14 protein-coding genes are annotated in these 14,371 nt (G+C 70.8%); 5 read left to right on the forward strand and 9 right to left on the reverse strand.

Going from position 1 to position 14,371, the window contains the following annotated elements; all coding sequences use genetic code 11:
* The first annotated feature begins 27 nt into the window (after positions 1-27).
* From ACIA8R_RS30180 to ACIA8R_RS30195, 4 genes are read left to right on the forward strand one after another with little or no spacing between them, the layout of a single operon-like run.
* Positions 28-798, forward strand: a complete 771-nt coding sequence (locus tag ACIA8R_RS30180) for a GntR family transcriptional regulator (RefSeq protein WP_364102121.1) — start codon at positions 28-30, stop codon at positions 796-798.
* Positions 795-2,168 (forward strand): ABC transporter substrate-binding protein, encoded by a 1,374-nt coding sequence (locus ACIA8R_RS30185; protein WP_397041512.1) that lies wholly within the window; start codon positions 795-797, stop codon positions 2,166-2,168. The genes ACIA8R_RS30180 and ACIA8R_RS30185 overlap by 4 nt, the downstream gene beginning before the upstream one ends.
* Positions 2,153-3,079 carry a carbohydrate ABC transporter permease gene (locus ACIA8R_RS30190; protein ID WP_397041513.1) on the forward strand — a complete coding sequence of 309 codons (927 nt, stop codon included), beginning with the start codon at positions 2,153-2,155 and terminating at the stop codon, positions 3,077-3,079. Before ACIA8R_RS30185 ends, ACIA8R_RS30190 begins: the two co-directional genes overlap by 16 nt.
* Positions 3,080-3,083: 4 nt before the next feature.
* Positions 3,084-4,115 (forward strand): carbohydrate ABC transporter permease, encoded by a 1,032-nt coding sequence (locus ACIA8R_RS30195; RefSeq protein ID WP_397041514.1) that lies wholly within the window; start codon positions 3,084-3,086, stop codon positions 4,113-4,115.
* A 19-nt stretch (positions 4,116-4,134) separates the two neighbouring features.
* On the opposite strand, the gene ACIA8R_RS30200 is transcribed toward ACIA8R_RS30195, so the two are convergent.
* The 7 genes from ACIA8R_RS30200 to ACIA8R_RS30230 all read right to left on the reverse strand — a co-directional run bounded on the left by ACIA8R_RS30200 (position 4,135) and on the right by ACIA8R_RS30230 (position 10,554).
* Positions 4,135-5,019, reverse strand: coding sequence for a hypothetical protein (locus tag ACIA8R_RS30200; protein WP_397041515.1), 885 nt, complete (start codon positions 5,017-5,019; stop codon positions 4,135-4,137).
* A gap of 127 nt (positions 5,020-5,146) precedes the next feature.
* Complete coding sequence (locus tag ACIA8R_RS30205; RefSeq protein ID WP_397041516.1) at positions 5,147-6,112, reverse strand: ABC transporter permease; 966 nt, start codon at positions 6,110-6,112, stop codon at positions 5,147-5,149.
* A 17-nt stretch (positions 6,113-6,129) separates the two neighbouring features.
* Complete coding sequence (locus tag ACIA8R_RS30210; RefSeq protein WP_397041517.1) at positions 6,130-7,092, reverse strand: ABC transporter ATP-binding protein; 963 nt, start codon at positions 7,090-7,092, stop codon at positions 6,130-6,132.
* Positions 7,089-7,481, reverse strand: a complete 393-nt coding sequence (locus tag ACIA8R_RS30215) for a GntR family transcriptional regulator (protein ID WP_364102142.1) — start codon at positions 7,479-7,481, stop codon at positions 7,089-7,091. The genes ACIA8R_RS30210 and ACIA8R_RS30215 overlap by 4 nt, the downstream gene beginning before the upstream one ends.
* Positions 7,482-7,630: 149 nt before the next feature.
* The gene (locus tag ACIA8R_RS30220) at positions 7,631-7,987 is read right to left on the reverse strand and encodes an ArsR/SmtB family transcription factor (RefSeq protein ID WP_397041518.1); all 357 of its coding nucleotides are present in this window, start codon (positions 7,985-7,987) and stop codon (positions 7,631-7,633) included.
* Positions 7,984-8,898 carry a ketopantoate reductase family protein gene (locus tag ACIA8R_RS30225; protein WP_397041519.1) on the reverse strand — a complete coding sequence of 305 codons (915 nt, stop codon included), beginning with the start codon at positions 8,896-8,898 and terminating at the stop codon, positions 7,984-7,986. The genes ACIA8R_RS30220 and ACIA8R_RS30225 overlap by 4 nt, the downstream gene beginning before the upstream one ends.
* Positions 8,899-8,982: 84 nt before the next feature.
* Positions 8,983-10,554 carry a hypothetical protein gene (locus ACIA8R_RS30230; protein ID WP_397041520.1) on the reverse strand — a complete coding sequence of 524 codons (1,572 nt, stop codon included), beginning with the start codon at positions 10,552-10,554 and terminating at the stop codon, positions 8,983-8,985.
* A 275-nt stretch (positions 10,555-10,829) separates the two neighbouring features.
* Between ACIA8R_RS30230 and ACIA8R_RS30235 the strand changes: the two genes are divergently transcribed.
* On the forward strand, positions 10,830-11,069 hold the full coding sequence (locus ACIA8R_RS30235) for a DUF6289 family protein (protein WP_397041521.1): 240 nt from the start codon (positions 10,830-10,832) through the stop codon (positions 11,067-11,069).
* A 22-nt stretch (positions 11,070-11,091) separates the two neighbouring features.
* Here the strand turns inward: ACIA8R_RS30235 and ACIA8R_RS30240 are convergent, their stop codons facing one another.
* Both ACIA8R_RS30240 and ACIA8R_RS30245 read right to left on the reverse strand, forming a co-directional pair.
* A complete protein-coding gene (locus tag ACIA8R_RS30240; protein WP_397041522.1) occupies positions 11,092-13,455 on the reverse strand; it encodes a glycoside hydrolase family 65 protein in 2,364 nt (787 codons plus the stop codon).
* Positions 13,452-14,234, reverse strand: coding sequence for a beta-phosphoglucomutase family hydrolase (locus tag ACIA8R_RS30245; protein ID WP_364103113.1), 783 nt, complete (start codon positions 14,232-14,234; stop codon positions 13,452-13,454). Before ACIA8R_RS30245 ends, ACIA8R_RS30240 begins: the two co-directional genes overlap by 4 nt.
* Positions 14,235-14,371 lie beyond the last annotated feature (137 nt).

The raw sequence follows: 14,371 nt of genomic DNA on the forward strand, positions 1-14,371 counted from the left end.
CAGATTCCGGAAGGAAGCGAACGCCCGATGGCCCGCTATCGGCTCGAAGCCGGTCCGATCCCCCTCCACCACCAGGTCTATCTGGACCTGAGCACCGCGCTCGACGAGGGGGAATGGCAGGCCGGAGACCGCCTGCCACCGGAAAGAGAGCTGGCCCGCCGCTACGGATGCAGCCTCATCCCGGTCCGGCGGGCCCTGGCCGAGCTGGCCCGCGAGGGCCGCTTGGAGCGCACCCGCGGACGCGGCACGTTCGTCCTGCACTCCCGGCTGGAGGTCGACATGGGCACCAGCCAGAGCTTCGCCGACCTCATGCACATGCACGGCATGGACCCGGACACCAGGCTGATCGAGTCGGGGATCGAGAGGCCGGGAGAGATGGTCGCCGCCGCACTGGCCCTGGCCGCCGGCGCGCAGGTCGTCTACCTTGAGCGCCTGCGCATCGCCAACGGCGAGCCGCTGATCCTGGAGCAGGTCTACCTGCCGGCCGATCGCTTCGCCGGGCTGCTCGACCACGACCTCGAACGCAACTCCCTCTACAGCCTGCTGGGCGAGCACTACGGGGCCAGGATCGTGCGCGCCCGCGAGGTCATCGAGCCGGTACGGCTGCGCGCCCACGAGGCCCGCCTGCTCGACCAGCCGGTGGAACGCCCCGCCATGCTCGTCGAGGGGATCGCCTTCGGCCCCGGCGACGAGCCCGTCGAGTTCACCCGCAGTTACGTGAGAGGCGACCGCGCCCGCCTCTCGTTCGAGCTCTCCATCGCCCGCCCCCCGAACCCCAGCCTCGGGAGAGACACGTGAATCGGTTATCGAACGCCCTGGTCGCGATCGCATCAGCCGTGGCACTGGCCGCCTGCGGCTCCGCCTCCCCGCCGAGCGGTGACGCCGCGACGGTGGAGCTGCGCTGGTACTGCTGCCTAGGCACCGGCGAGCAGGCCGAGCAGGTCAAGGTGCAGCAGAAGGTGATCGAGAAGTTCCACGCCGCCCAGCGCAGGATCAGGGTGAAGCTCGAGGTCGTCACCTACGACTCCGCCCGCGACACGCTCGCCACCCAGATCGCCTCCGGCAACGGGCCCGACCTCGCCGGTCCCGTCGGTGTCGGCGGCGCCGCCGCCTTCCACGGCCAGTGGCTCGATCTGGCTCCCCTCATCAGGTCCAGCGGCTTCGACCTCAGCCCGTACGCCAAGGGCAGCGCCGACCTCTACCGGATCGGCTCCGTGCAGGAGGGAATCCCCTTCGCGATCTACCCGTCGACCCTGTACTACAAGGCCGACATGTTCGAGGAGGCCGGTCTGGCCGAGCCGCCGCACAAGTACGGCGAGAAGTACACCTGGCCCGACGGCCGCCAGAGCGAGTGGAACTACGACACGCTCAGGGAACTGGCCCTCAGGCTCACCGTCGACAAGAACGGCAAGGACGCCACCCAGGCGGGATTCGACCCCGGCGAGATCGTGCAGTACGGCTTCGAACCGGCCCGCGACGACCTGCGCTACCAGGGCGCCGCCTTCGCCTCCGGATCGCTGGACACGGGCGACGGCAAGACCGTGAAGATCCCCGACGCCTGGGCCGACGCCTGGCGCTTCTTCTACGACGGCATGTGGAAGGACCGGTTCATCATGACCGGCCCCGTCTTCGAGAGCGAGCAGTTCAACGGGGACGGCGCCTCCTTCTTCTCCGGGCACGTCGCGATGAGCGTCAACTTCCTGTGGTCCACCTACGGCGTGGCCGGCGCCGGCGACGACTGGGACCTGGCCGCGATGCCCTCGTACAAGGGCAGGACCACCTCGCCCACCAGCGCGGACACCTTCCGGATCCTGTCCGGCAGCAAACACCCCGCCGAGGCCTTCGAGTTCCTGGCCTACCTGGTCGGCCCGGCCTCCCAGGAACTGCTCTCCGCGTACGGCGCGATGCCCGCCCGTACCGCCGACCAGGAGGCCTTCTTCGCCAAGCTGGCCGGGCAGTTCACCCACAAGGTCGACTGGCAGGTCGCCAAGGACAGCGTGGCGTTCGCCGACAACCCGCACTCGGAGTCGTACACGCCCAAGTACAACCAGACGCTCACCATCCTCGGCACCTACCGCAGCCGCTGGATGACCAAGGGCGGGCTCGACATGAACGCCCAGCTCAAGGAGATGCGCGAGGAGATCCAGGCGGCGTGGAACCGCTCATGAGGGGCGAGACGATGTCCCGGCCGGCCCGCCGGGAGGCCCGGTACGGATTCCTGTTCGTCCTTCCGTGGATCATCGGGTTCCTCGCGTTCACGGCGCTGCCGATGGCGGCCACGTTCGTCTTCACCTTCCTCAACATCTCGCTGGCCGAGCAGGAGCCGCTCATGTTCGTCGGCCTGGCGAACTACCGGCGGCTCTTCGCCGACCAGCAGGCGTGGGCCTCGCTGTGGGTGACCGCCCGCTTCGCCCTGCTCTGGCTGCCGCTGGTCGTCGCCCTGCCGTTCCTGCTCGCGGTCGCGGTCAACAGCAGGTACCTGCGCGGCGCCGGGCTGTTGCGGGTGCTGCTGTTCATGCCGTACGTGGTGCCGTTCGTGGCCGGCGCGCTGATCTGGCAGAACATGCTGGTCGACGACGGCTGGATCAACACCGCGCTGCACTGGCTGGGCGTGGGCGGTGCGCCGAGCTGGCTGAGCGACCCCGCCTGGGTGATCCCCGGGCTCGCCATGATCGGCCTGTGGGGGCTCGGCTCGGGCATCATCATCAACCTGGCGGGGCTGCGCGGCATCCCCACCGAGTTGTACGACGCCGCCCGGCTGGACGGCGCCGGATGGTGGCGCCGGCTGTGGCACGTGACGATCCCGATGATGTCGCCGGTGATCTTCTACACGCTGGTCCTCGCGGTCGTCGAGGTCATGCAGTACTTCCTCATCCCGCTGGTGCTCTTCAACGGCACCGGCGACCCCGGCGGCGCGACCCGCTTCTTCAACCTCTACCTGTACCAGACCTTCTTCACCTATCAGGAGATGTCCTACGGCTCGACGCTGGCGTGGTTGTTGTTCGTCATCACCCTCGTCGTGACCCTGGTGCTGTTCCGGCTGTCCAGGCGGTGGGTCCACTACACGAGCGAGAGGTGACCCGGTGACCCCGACCCCGGCCCGCCGCATCCGGACGGCGCTGATGACGATCGTGATGTTCGGCATCGTCGTGGCGTTCCTGTCGCCGCTCGTCCAGATGACGCTGTCGTCGCTGAAGAGCGAGCGGCAGGTCAGCCAGGCGCACGCGCCGCTGCTGCCGTCCGACCCGCGCACCTTCACCCATGAGGGCCGGCGGTACGACGTGTACCGGGTGCCGGTCGACGGCGCGGTCCGCGAACTGGCCCTGGTGAAGAAGGGGCGCGCCGAGAGCGAGTTCGTCGACCCGGCGGCGCCGGAGAAGGGGACCGTCACCTGGCGGGGTTCCTGGCGTACCCTCGAACCCAGCTGGACCCTGGCGCCGCATTGGTCGAACTACGCCGCGGTCTGGAAACTCATCGACTTCCCCCGGCTGCTGCTCAACACCATCGCCCTCGCGGTGATCAGCACGATCGGGACCGTTCTGTCGTGCACGCTGGTCGCCTACGGCTTCGCCCGCTTCCGCTTCCCCGGCCGCGGACCGCTGTTCACCCTGCTCATCGCCACGATCTTCCTGCCCACCGCGGTGACACTGATCCCGACCTATGCGATCTTCGCCCACATCGGATGGGTGGGCACCTGGCTGCCGCTGCTCGTGCCGGCCTTCTTCGCCAACGCCTACAGCGTCTTCCTGCTACGGCAGTACTTCCTGACCATCCCCCGCGAGATGGACGAAGCGGCCTCGATCGACGGCGCCGGACCGCTGCGCACGTTGCGTTCGGTGATCGTGCCGCAGGCGTGGCCGGCGATCGCCGCCGTCACCCTGTTCAACTTCGTCTACACCTGGAACGACTACTTCACCCCGCTCATCTACCTCTCCGGCCGGCCCGAGCTCCAGCCGCTGCAGGTGGGCCTGGCCGCCTTCAACGGCCTGTACTCGACGAAACCCGCCTACATCCAGGCCGGCGCCATGATGACGATCGCCGTCCCAGTGATCCTCTTCATCTGTTTCCAGCGCACGTTCGTGCGCGGCATCATGAGCACCGGGGTGGAGAAATAGGCGGCCGTCGGCGTGCGGGTCAGCACCCGTCCATCCGCGCTCCGGGCACGGCGGTGGCGGAGGCCGCGGGCAGGCCCGGTTGGGCCCAGAGCAGGTAGGAGACGGCACCGGCGTCCTCGGCGGGGCCGATCCAGAAGGCTTCGGTCTGCTTCGGGACGGCGAGGCCGTAGTGCCCGGCGTTGGTCCTGACGCACCAGGAGCGGTCCGGGGTTCCCGGCTGCCAGTCCTGGAACTCGCTCGTCCAGGCCGTCGCGGGCATGGACATGCAGGCGTGCAGCGTCGGCCGGCCGGTCCCGGCGAACCGTGCGGCCGTCGCCCCGTTGACCAGTTTCGGACCCACGTCGAACCCGAACGTCTCGATCTGGATGTCCGCCGCGCGGGCCTCGGGCGAGTCGTCCGGCGAGGTGCGGCCGGTGTCGAGGTCGAGGGAGCCGTCCAGGTCGCCGGCGACGGTGCCGCGCACCGCGACCTCGTCGCCGTTCCCGGCGTCGGTGACGGTGACCTCCGCCGCGGTGCCACGCGGGACGACCACCTTGATCTGCCGCTCCTTGACGTAGAGGTCCACGTGCCTGAGCTGCGCGCCGTTCACGCCGACCTTGAGCTCGTGATCGGTGCCGAGCTCGAACACGCTCGTCCGCTGCTGCCCGTGGAGGGTCTGCTCGATCAGCAGCCACGTCCTGTCCTTCGGGACCGCGTGGTCGATGAGGTAGCGCGCCAGGGCGTCCGCCGCGAACAGGCCGAGACTGACCGCGATCCCCGGGATCGCCTTGGGCACCACCTCGGGCAGGACGGCGAGGACGATGGGCGAATAGGACTCGTAGACGCCGGCGATCGCCTTCGCGGCGCAGTCGCCCTGGTCGCAGCCCGAGATCAGGCCGCCGATCAGGACGCAGGTGACGGCCATGGATGCTGTGTGTCGAGACATGGTTCGTCCCCCGCCGGTCGCGTCGCCCGGCTCCAGGATCGGCCTGCGTCCGCGCCCTGGCAAGGGCAGGGCTCGCCATGGGCGCCGGCCCTGGCCTCGTCCGGGTTCAGATGCGGGGCCGAAGGGTGCGCCGGACGGCGACGCCGCCCAACGCGAGAGCGGGGATGAGCAGGATTCCCGCCTCGGTCAACTGGAACCGCCAAAACCGGCCCGCCGGGTGAAACTCGGCCACCTGCCGAAAGCCGTGACGGAATGAGCATTTGGCGTACTTCTTCGTCGTCTCGTCCGTCCCACAGAGGCCGGCGAGCGCGAGCGTCCTGTCCTGAGAGGTGTACTGCCTGCCGCTCCGGTCGATCCAGTAGTCGTGCACGGACAGGGAGCCCTCCGGCGTGAGTTCGTCGATGACCTCGGCCTGCACGGCTCGAACCGGCGCCGCGTACGAGGACGGCGCCCTGAGGAGCCCGAAGAAGGCCAGCGCGCACACCGCCAGGGTCACCGCCATCGCCGGCAGGGTCCGCCGGAACAGCGCGCCGGCGGCCATGCCGAGCAGGAACGCGGACAACCACCAGGCCGCCGGCACGATGCCGACCAGGCGGAACCAGCGCGGGTCGAAGCGGTCGACGTTGAAGGGGGCGACATCGAAGGCCGCCAGCCACGGACTCACGGCGCAGGCCAGCACCAGCCCGCCGAGCGTGACCGCCGCACCGAGCCCGACGATCTTGGCCGCCAGCCAGCGCCGCCGTGTCACCGACTGCGTCCAGGCCAGCTGGTGCGTGCCCTGCTCGAACTCCCGGGCCAGCAGCGGAGCACCCCAGAAGGCGCCGATCATGGCCGGGGCCAGCAGCGGAAGCCAGCTGAGGAGTTCGCCCACCGGCCGGATGCGCTCGTTCATCTCCACGAGGTAGGCGCTGCACTCGGGCGTGTCGGCCACGCAGTCGGCTGCCGGGGCGTGCTGGGCGGCGAAGCCGGCCGCGCCCAGACCATTGATGAGCAGAACCGCGCCGAGGACGGCCAGCGCCGCCACGGTGACGAGCAGCTGTGTGCGGTGCTGCCGCCAGGTGAGCCACAACACTTCCAGTTCTCCTCAGGTCAGGAAACGGTCAAAGCCGGACGGGGTAGCGAGGTGGCGTCGGGGCGGCGCAGGTAGGCCAGCACCAGCTCCTCCAGGCTCACACCGGACGATCTCCATCGCGGGTCGAGCAACGGCGATTCCGGGCCGGTGCGGGCCAGCAGGTCGGCCTGCCGTTCGCTGCGGCTGTCGCTGATCACCGGCATCCGGGCCGCCATCCCGTCGGCGAGCTCGGCCGGGCCGGACAACATCCGGTGGGTGGCGAGCAGTTCGTCGACCTCGCCGCTGACCTGGACCTGGCCGCGGTTGAGCACCACCAGCCAGTCGCAGGCGTCGGTGAGGTCGGAGACCACGTGAGAGGACAGCACGACCGTCATCCGGGTCTCGGCGACCGCCGTCATCAGGGAGCGCATCACGTCGTGCCGGGCCACGGGGTCGAGGTTGGCGAGCGGCTCGTCCATGACCAGCAGATCCGGCCGTTTGGCCACGGCGATGGTCAGCGCGACCTGCGCCTGCTGGCCGCCGGAGAGCTTGCCCACCTTGCGGTTCAGCGGGAGGTCCAGTTCCGCCAGCCGTTGCCGGGCCAGGGCGTCGTCCCATCCCGGATTGAGATGGTGTCCGAAGCGGAGCATTTCGGCGACGGTGAAGCCGCCGTAGAGGGGCTTGTCCTGGGCCAGGAACGCCACCCGCGCCAGGGCCGCCGCCCGCTGCCCGACCGGTTCGCCGAAGACGCGCACGCTGCCCCGGGTGGGGGTGATCAGCCCGGCGACCAGATGCAGGAACGTGGACTTGCCCGCGCCGTTCGGCCCGACGAGCGCGATGACCCGGCCGGCGGGGACGGACAGCGTGCAGTCGCGTAACGCCCATGTGCCCCGATACCGCTTGGCGAGCCCCATGGCCTCCAGAGCGGTCGGGCCCTGCGCGAGGGCGGTGAACTCACCGGAGCCGCCGCCGAACATCCTCACTGTCCGATCCGCTGTCATGCGATCCCCTCCTGGGCGGAGTCGGCGAGCGCCGAGGCGAACAGCGCCTCCATGTCTCCTTGGTCGAGCCCGGCTTCGCGGCAGTCGTGCACCCACCGGGCGAGGTCGCGGAAGAGCCGGGTGTGATCGGCCGTGGATCCGCTGCCCAGGGACCGCCGGACGAACGTGCCCAGCCCGGGCCGGCCGACGACGAGGCCCTCGTGTTCGAGTTCGCGGTAGGCCTTGGCCACGGTGTTCGGGTTGATCGCGAGGTCGCCGACGACCTCCTTGATCGTCGGCAGCCGATCATCCGGCTTGAGCACACCGAGCCGCAGGGCGTGTTTGACCTGATGCACCAGTTGGAGATAGGTCGCCACACCAGAGCTCGGGTCGAGGCGAAACTTGATCACCGCAATACCCTTTTCCTATTAGATTAGTAAAAGGGTATTGACGTCCGCGATCTTCGTCAACTGGGAGCAGGCGTCTCGGGGCGCCGAACCGGGCTCCTGCCCCGGCGAGGACGCTCCGAGCGCGGCGGACCCGTGCGGCGGCCGGCGTTCTACTGGCTGTTCGGGTGGTCCCCCAGGTCGGACGCGCAGGAGATGATCGTCGTGATGAGGTCGCGCATCGGGGTCAGGAGGTCCGGGTAGGCCGTGGCGTTGAGGTCGTACAGGCGCAGGGTGCCCTTGCGCCGCACCGTCAGCAGATCCGCGTCGCGCAGGATCTTGAGATGGTGGGAGGTGGCGGGCTGGGACAGCTCCAGGTGCGCGGCGATGTCGCCGACGCTGCGCGGGGCCGCCGACTCCAGCAGGAAGACGACGATCTCCTGCCTGCGCTCGTCCCCCAGGGCGGTGAACAGCGTCCGGGTCCGCGCGAACAGCGCGAGGACGTCCCGGGCGTCGATGGAGCCGCTCATGCGGGCAGCGAGTCACGCAGGGCGGACAGCCGGCCGACCGGCAGCGACCTGGCGGCGCCTTCGGCGATCCAGCCGTCCAGCATCAGCCGCGTCTGCGCGCTCACCTTCGTGAAATGCGTCTCCAGGTAGCGTCGCAGGTCGAAGGGGAGCAGCCAGGGCAGCACGCGCAACGCCAGCCCCACCGCCCAGGACGGGACGGAGAGGGAAGCGCGCAGTCCGTGCTGGGCGGAGACGACGCCGGCGGCCTCCCGGACGGCCGCGGCGGCGCGCCGCAACCCGGTGCTCGACACGGGCAACCGCCAGCCGGAGGACTCCAGCTCGGCGATGTAGGGGATCATCCGGGCGGCGGTGAGCTCCCCCGCGCCGGCCCGCGTCACCCGCCTGGCCCGTACGCCGCCGGCCCGGAGCGCGGCGACGACCTGCGGGGCACGCGCTCCGGTGACGCCCGTCGCCGAACCCGGCGGCACCCAGTACGCGACCCCCGGCCCCGGGACCTCCCGCTCCAGCGGCGCCTGGTAGGCGAGCAGCATCGGGGTCACCTGGACGATCTGCTCCTGCGGCCAGACTCGGGCGAGGGTGTGCAGATCGCCCGGATCCTGGCCGATGGTGACCACCGTGGCCGTGCCGGTCACCTCGCGCAGCGCACTCGTCCACTCGCCGCGCAACGCGGGCGAGTCCACGCAGAGCCACACCATGTCCCACCGTTCGCGGGGCGGTTCGCTGCTCACCTCGTACGGCACGATCCGCTCGCCCACCGGGGCCCGCCCCCACCTGAGCCGGTACAGCGAAGCCCCTTCCCAGCCCTCCCGGCCCGGCCTCACGAGATAGCTGACCCGGGCCCCGGCCGCGGCCAGCCACGCCCCGAACACCTGCCCCAACGCCCCGGCCCCGACGATCAGCACCTTCGACATCTATCGCTCCATAGATCTAAATATTTGGATGTATAGAGCAACATCATCGCAGAAGCTGCGGGTGTCCGCGTACGGCCCCTTCGATCAGGCTTCCGCCCGCTCGGCCAGCAGCCGGACGGCGACGGGGTCGCCCAGGTGGGCGTGGGCGACGAGCATGGTGAGGGCCTCCTCCTCCCGCCCTGCCATCGTCAGAAGCCGGCTGAGCAACGGCAGGACGGCATGCGTCTCGACCGATCGCTCCGCCGGGACGGCGTGCGGCAGGGCGTGGCGGAACTGCCAGGCGGTCCCCGACTGACGCAGGGTTTGGCGCTGGTGCTGGTCTTCCAGGAACGCCCACAACCTCCAGGGGAGCCGCCCCTTGGCGGCGAGACGAACATGGGTGATCTTGTAGTCGATCCAGGTCGACAGTCCCGCACCGCAGGCCGCGAACCACCCGTAGACGGCTGCGGCGGTGACGGCGGTCCAGGGAATCGCCGCCGGGGCCAGCGCCGCGGCGGAGGCGGCGAAGACCAGTGCGGCGGTGCCGCCGTGCTGGGCGGCGGCGACGGCGGTGGCGCGGTGGTTGGCGTTCAGCGTGGCACGTGGCGTGGTGCTCCGCGGCCCGGTCCGCGACGGCAGGAACGGCACGACCAGGGTGAGCAGCCCGACGACCAGCGCACCGGCCGCTCCCGCCTCCGGCTCGCCGGTCATGATCCCGACCGGCCGGTCGGGGTCGTGGACACTCGTCACGAACGTGTCCATGAGCGCCGCGGTGACGGCGTCCCGGCCGCCGAGGCGAGTCAGGGCCGTGGGGTCGGTTTCCGCGGAGGTGTAGGCGGTACGGGCCAGCGACACCGTCAAGGCCGTGGACAGCACCCGCGCGAGCGGCCCGTCGGGGGCGTCACGCAGGTGGGTGAAGACCGGTTCCCAGCGATGCCGGAACGGCTCGGGGTGGGACAGGAACGCGATCACCTGTTCCACGTCGACCAGCATGATCTCCACGACCGCGGCCCGGGAGACGACCCGGCGGCCGGCGTCCACCGCTCGCTGGAACTCGCGTACCGACTCCTCCCGCGGATCCCAGGACGTGGCCGGCAGCAGCACCGGGACCGGATCGTCCGCCGCCGACTGCTCGATCAGTCCGAGCGTGAGCAGCATCGCCAGGACGCTCTTGCCCGCGCCCGCCTCTCCGAGCACCACCAACTGCCGATGGGGCAGCCCGCGGAACTTCTCCACGATCTGCGTGACGTCGCCTTCCAGCGGCAGGTCCTGCCACGTGCTCTGCGGTTCGTCCAGCACCACCGGGCGCGCCTCCGCGACCGGCCGGCCGGTCGAGGACCACCGCACCCGCAACGGCACCGGCTGACGGACGCCCCGCAACACCGCCTCGTGCTCCCACTGCTCCCGCACCCGCCGCCGCAACTCCGCGACGGCGCCGCGCATCGCCGCCTCCCGGCTCGGCGGCACGGCGCGCGACCGCACGACCTGCGCCGCGACGGCGACCACGACCAGCACACCGGTCAACACCCAGGTGGCCGGCGCCCACCACCAGACCTGCACCTCGACGGTGCCGGTCGCCAGGTTCCCCACCGGCCCGATCCCGACCGGCACCATCGCGAGCGCGACCGGCGACACCACCCAGCGGCCCCGACCTCCACTGCTGATGCACATCAGCATCCCGACCGAACGTCACCGGGACAACACTCTCCGGAACATCCGCGCGGCCCCAAGGGTGCTGATCAGGTCCCGGCCGCGGCGGAAGGTCCGATATGCGCTCCCCTTGCGTTTTCTCCCTTTGGGACGGATCATTTCGATCACCGGCTGAGCCGCTCATGAAGCCGAGGGACCGTTACTCCTTCTAGGAATGGGGCGTGCGCACCGTACGCCAGGACTGGCCCGAAATTCCGTAGCTGATTCCCCCCCGTTTCCATGCGAATCAGGAAGGACGATCCATGATCCGTCGCGTACTGGCCGTCGCGGTCCTGGCCGCCGCCACGCTCGCCGTCATCCCGGCCGCCGCGCAGGCCGTCCCTGCCTGCCCGGTCGGCTACCTGTGCAACACCCAGTACTTCTCCGACTCCGCGCGCACCAACCTGGTGGGCGTCAGGACGGAGTTCTGCGATCGTTCGGTCTCGACCTGGGGCAGGCTCAGCGGCTACATCACCTGGTCGTCGAGCCCCTGCAACGACTGAAAGCCTCCGGCGGCGGCTTCGGTCACGGAGAGACCCGCCCCGTGCGCGGGCCCGGTTCGCGGCCGGGCGGCTGGTGGATCTGCTGCTCCGGCGCCGGCCGCGACGGGTTGGGCCGGGTGACCTCCGTCCGGTCCAGGAGGATGTCCTCGCCGTGGTGGGTCACCGTGATCGACGGCCCCCGCAGCAGCCGGTAGACCGTCGCCTCCGGGACGACGCCGACGCTGAGCAGGCTGCCGCGGTAGCGCAGCCGGAAGGCGAGCCGGGTGATGCCGGGCGGGAGCGACGGGGCGAAGCAGATCCGTCCCTGACCCGCGCGCATCCCGCCGAAGCCCGAGACGAGCGCGATCCACGCTCCGGCCAGCGAGGCCATGTGGACGCCGTCCATGGTGTTCTTCTCCAGATCCGCCAGGTCCATCAGCGCCGCCTCGCCGAGATAGCGATAGGCCAGCTCCAGATGGCCCACCTCGGCGGCGATCACCGCCTGGGTGCAGGCCGACAGGGACGAGTCCCGCACGGTCAGAGGCTCGTAGTAGGCGAAGTTGCGGGACTTCTGCTCCGGCGTGAAGGCGTCTCCGCGCAGATGCATGGCGAGCACCAGGTCGGCCTGCTTGACCACCTGCTTGCGGTAGAGATCGAAGTACGGGAAGTGCAGCAGCAACGGGTACTGGTCGGGCCCGGTGGCCGCGAAGTCCCAGGGCGCGTGCCGGGTGAAGCCCTCGCACTGCGGATGGACCCCCAGCCGCTCGTCGTAGGGCACGGACATCGCCTCCGCCGCGTCCCGCCAGCGGCGGATCTCCTCGGCGGTGACCTGGAGCCGCTCCGCCGGGCCCGGATGGCGGGACGCGGCCTCGGCCGCCGCGCGGAGGTTCTGCTGGGCCATCAGGTTCGTGTACACGTTGTCGTCGACCACGGCGGTGTACTCGTCGGGGCCGGTCACACCGTCGATGCGGTAGCGCCCGGCCGCGTCGTGGTGGCCGAGGGCGCACCACAGCCGGGCCGTCTCGACCAGCAGCGGCAGGCCGGTCTGCTGTTCGAACGACATGTCCTGGCTCGCGTCCACGTACTGGGCCGCCGCGTGCGCGATGTCGGCGTTGACGTGGAAGGCCGCGGCTCCGGCGGGCCAGTAGCCGGAGCACTCCTCGCCGTGGATGGTCCGCCAGGGGAAGGCGGAGCCGTGCAGGCCGAGCTGTCTGGCGCGCTCGCGGGCCGGCGGGATCGTGGTGCGCCGCCACGACAGCGCGTCCGCGACGGCTGCCGGATGGGTGTAGGTGAGCACCGGCAGCACGAAGATCTCGGTGTCCCAGAAGGCGTGCCCGTCGTAGCCGGAGCCTGTCAGGCCCTTGGCCGGGATGGCGCGCTCCTCCAGGCGGGCGGCCGACTGCAGCAGATGGAACAGCCCGAAACGCACCGCCTGCTGCACCTCGGCGTCGCCCTCCACCTCGACGTCGGCGCCTTCCCAGAAGCCGTCGAGGTAGCGGCGCTGGTCGGCGTGCAGGCCGTCCCATCCGTCCAGACGGGCGGAGGCCAGCGCCGCGGCCACCTGGTCGTGCAGCGCGGCCCGGGAGCGCTGCGCCGACCATCCGTAGGAGAAGAACTTGACCAGCCGCAGCGTCCGGCCGGGCGACAGGCGGGTGGCCACGGTCATCCGGCTGACGTCGTCGCTGAGCTGCGCCTCGCTCCGGGTGCCGTCCGGCCCGTCGATCTCGTGGCACATCCCGGCGGCCACGCGCAGGCCGCTGGCCCGGGTGCGGTGAACCATGATGGCCGTTCCGTCGCTGCAGGGGACGTTCTCCTCCACCACCAGCGGCGCGTGCAACGGGGCGGCGGCGCGCGGGTCGCCGCCCGCGTACGTCTGGGTCTCGTTGGCGACGAGCTCCGACTGGACGACGACCCGCAACGGCCGGTCGACGGCCTCGACCTCGTACAGGATCGCGGCGACCGCGCGGTGGGTGAAGGACACCAGCCGGGTGGACCTGATCCGGACCGGGTTCCCGGTCGGGGAGCTCCAGTGCACCGTGCGCGTCAGGGTGCCGGCGCGCAGATCGAGGACCCGCTCGTGGCTGTGCAGCGTCCCGTACCGCAGGTCGAACGGCTCGTCGCCGACCAGCAACCGGATCACCTTGCCGTTGGTGACGTTCACTACCGTCTGTCCCGATTCGGGGTATCCGTAGCCCGCCTCCGCGTACGGCAGCGGCCGCACCTCGTAGAACCCGTTGAGGTACGTGCCCGGCGCCCCGTGCGGCTCGCCCTCGTCCAGGTTGCCGCGCAGCCCGATGTGGCCGTTGGACAGCGCGAACACCGACTCGGTCTGCGCCAGCACCCGCAGGTCGAGATGCTGCTCCCGGATCGTCCACGGCTCGACGGCGAACGCCGGATGCCGGATCATCCGGCCTCCCGGGACGGCGTGCCCCGCTCCAGCAGGTCGGCCAGGTCGGTGACCACGACGTCGGCGCCGTGGGCGCGCAACGCGTCCGCCTGCCCGGCCCGGTCGACGCCGACGACGAAGCCGAACCCTCCCGCCCGGCCTGCGGCGACTCCGGCCAGGGCGTCCTCGAACACCGCCGCCTCGGACGCCGTCAGCCCCACGGCCTCGGCGCCCGCCAGGTACATGTCCGGAGCCGGCTTGCCCGCGAGCCGCCGCTCCCTGGCCACGACGCCGTCGATCCGGGCCTCGAACTGCGCGGCGAGCCCGGCGGCGGCCAGGACCTGCTCGGTGTTGGCGCTGGAGGACACCACCGCGCGGCGCAGCCCGGCGTCCCGGACCGCGGCCAGGTAGCGGACGGAGCCGGGGAACACGTCCACGCCGTCCCGGTCGATGATGGCCTGCACCAGGTCGTTCTTGCGGTTGCTCAGGCCGTACACGGTCATCGTGCCGGGTGGGTCGTCCGGCGTCCCCTCGGGCAGGGCGATGCCTCGGGCGTCCAGGAAGCTGCGGGCGCCGTCCACCCGTTTCTTACCGTCCACGTAACGGTCGTAGTCGGCGCCCGCGTCGAAGGGCACGAACGCGGTCCCGGTCCTGTCGCTCCAGGCTCGCAGGAAGTCGTCGAACATCGACTTCCACGCCCTGGCGTGCACGGTGGCGGTGCGCGTCAGCACACCGTCCATGTCGAACAGGCACCCCCGAATCCCCTCAGGCAGCCCCAGCATGGATCCCCCGTTCGCCATCACACCGGCCCCCACCTGCGCATACCCCTCCGTCTTCACTCCTCACGCGCACGGGCGAGCAGAACGTGCGGCATCGATCCCCGTCCCGGCCCATGCCGCCACAGGCACGTTCTTCTACACCCGGGCCGACAACGGGC

Source organism: Nonomuraea sp. NPDC051191 (assembly GCF_044455665.1).
Lineage (GTDB): Bacteria > Actinomycetota > Actinomycetes > Streptosporangiales > Streptosporangiaceae > Nonomuraea.

What these genes read in the sequence shown, in the direction of transcription:
- ACIA8R_RS30180 (WP_364102121.1), top strand. Translation starts at nt 28, where the DNA reads ATGGCCCGCTATCGGCTCGAAGCCGGTCCGATCCCCCTCCACCACCAG.
- ACIA8R_RS30200 (WP_397041515.1), bottom strand. Translation starts at nt 5,019, where the DNA reads ATGGCCGTCACCTGCGTCCTGATCGGCGGCCTGATCTCGGGCTGCGAC.
- ACIA8R_RS30210 (WP_397041517.1), bottom strand. Translation starts at nt 7,092, where the DNA reads ATGACAGCGGATCGGACAGTGAGGATGTTCGGCGGCGGCTCCGGTGAG.
- ACIA8R_RS30220 (WP_397041518.1), bottom strand. Translation starts at nt 7,987, where the DNA reads ATGAGCGGCTCCATCGACGCCCGGGACGTCCTCGCGCTGTTCGCGCGG.
- ACIA8R_RS30225 (WP_397041519.1), bottom strand. Translation starts at nt 8,898, where the DNA reads ATGTCGAAGGTGCTGATCGTCGGGGCCGGGGCGTTGGGGCAGGTGTTC.
- ACIA8R_RS30230 (WP_397041520.1), bottom strand. Translation starts at nt 10,554, where the DNA reads ATGCTGATGTGCATCAGCAGTGGAGGTCGGGGCCGCTGGGTGGTGTCG.
- ACIA8R_RS30235 (WP_397041521.1), top strand. Translation starts at nt 10,830, where the DNA reads ATGATCCGTCGCGTACTGGCCGTCGCGGTCCTGGCCGCCGCCACGCTC.
- ACIA8R_RS30240 (WP_397041522.1), bottom strand. Translation starts at nt 13,455, where the DNA reads ATGATCCGGCATCCGGCGTTCGCCGTCGAGCCGTGGACGATCCGGGAG.
- ACIA8R_RS30245 (WP_364103113.1), bottom strand. Translation starts at nt 14,234, where the DNA reads ATGGCGAACGGGGGATCCATGCTGGGGCTGCCTGAGGGGATTCGGGGG.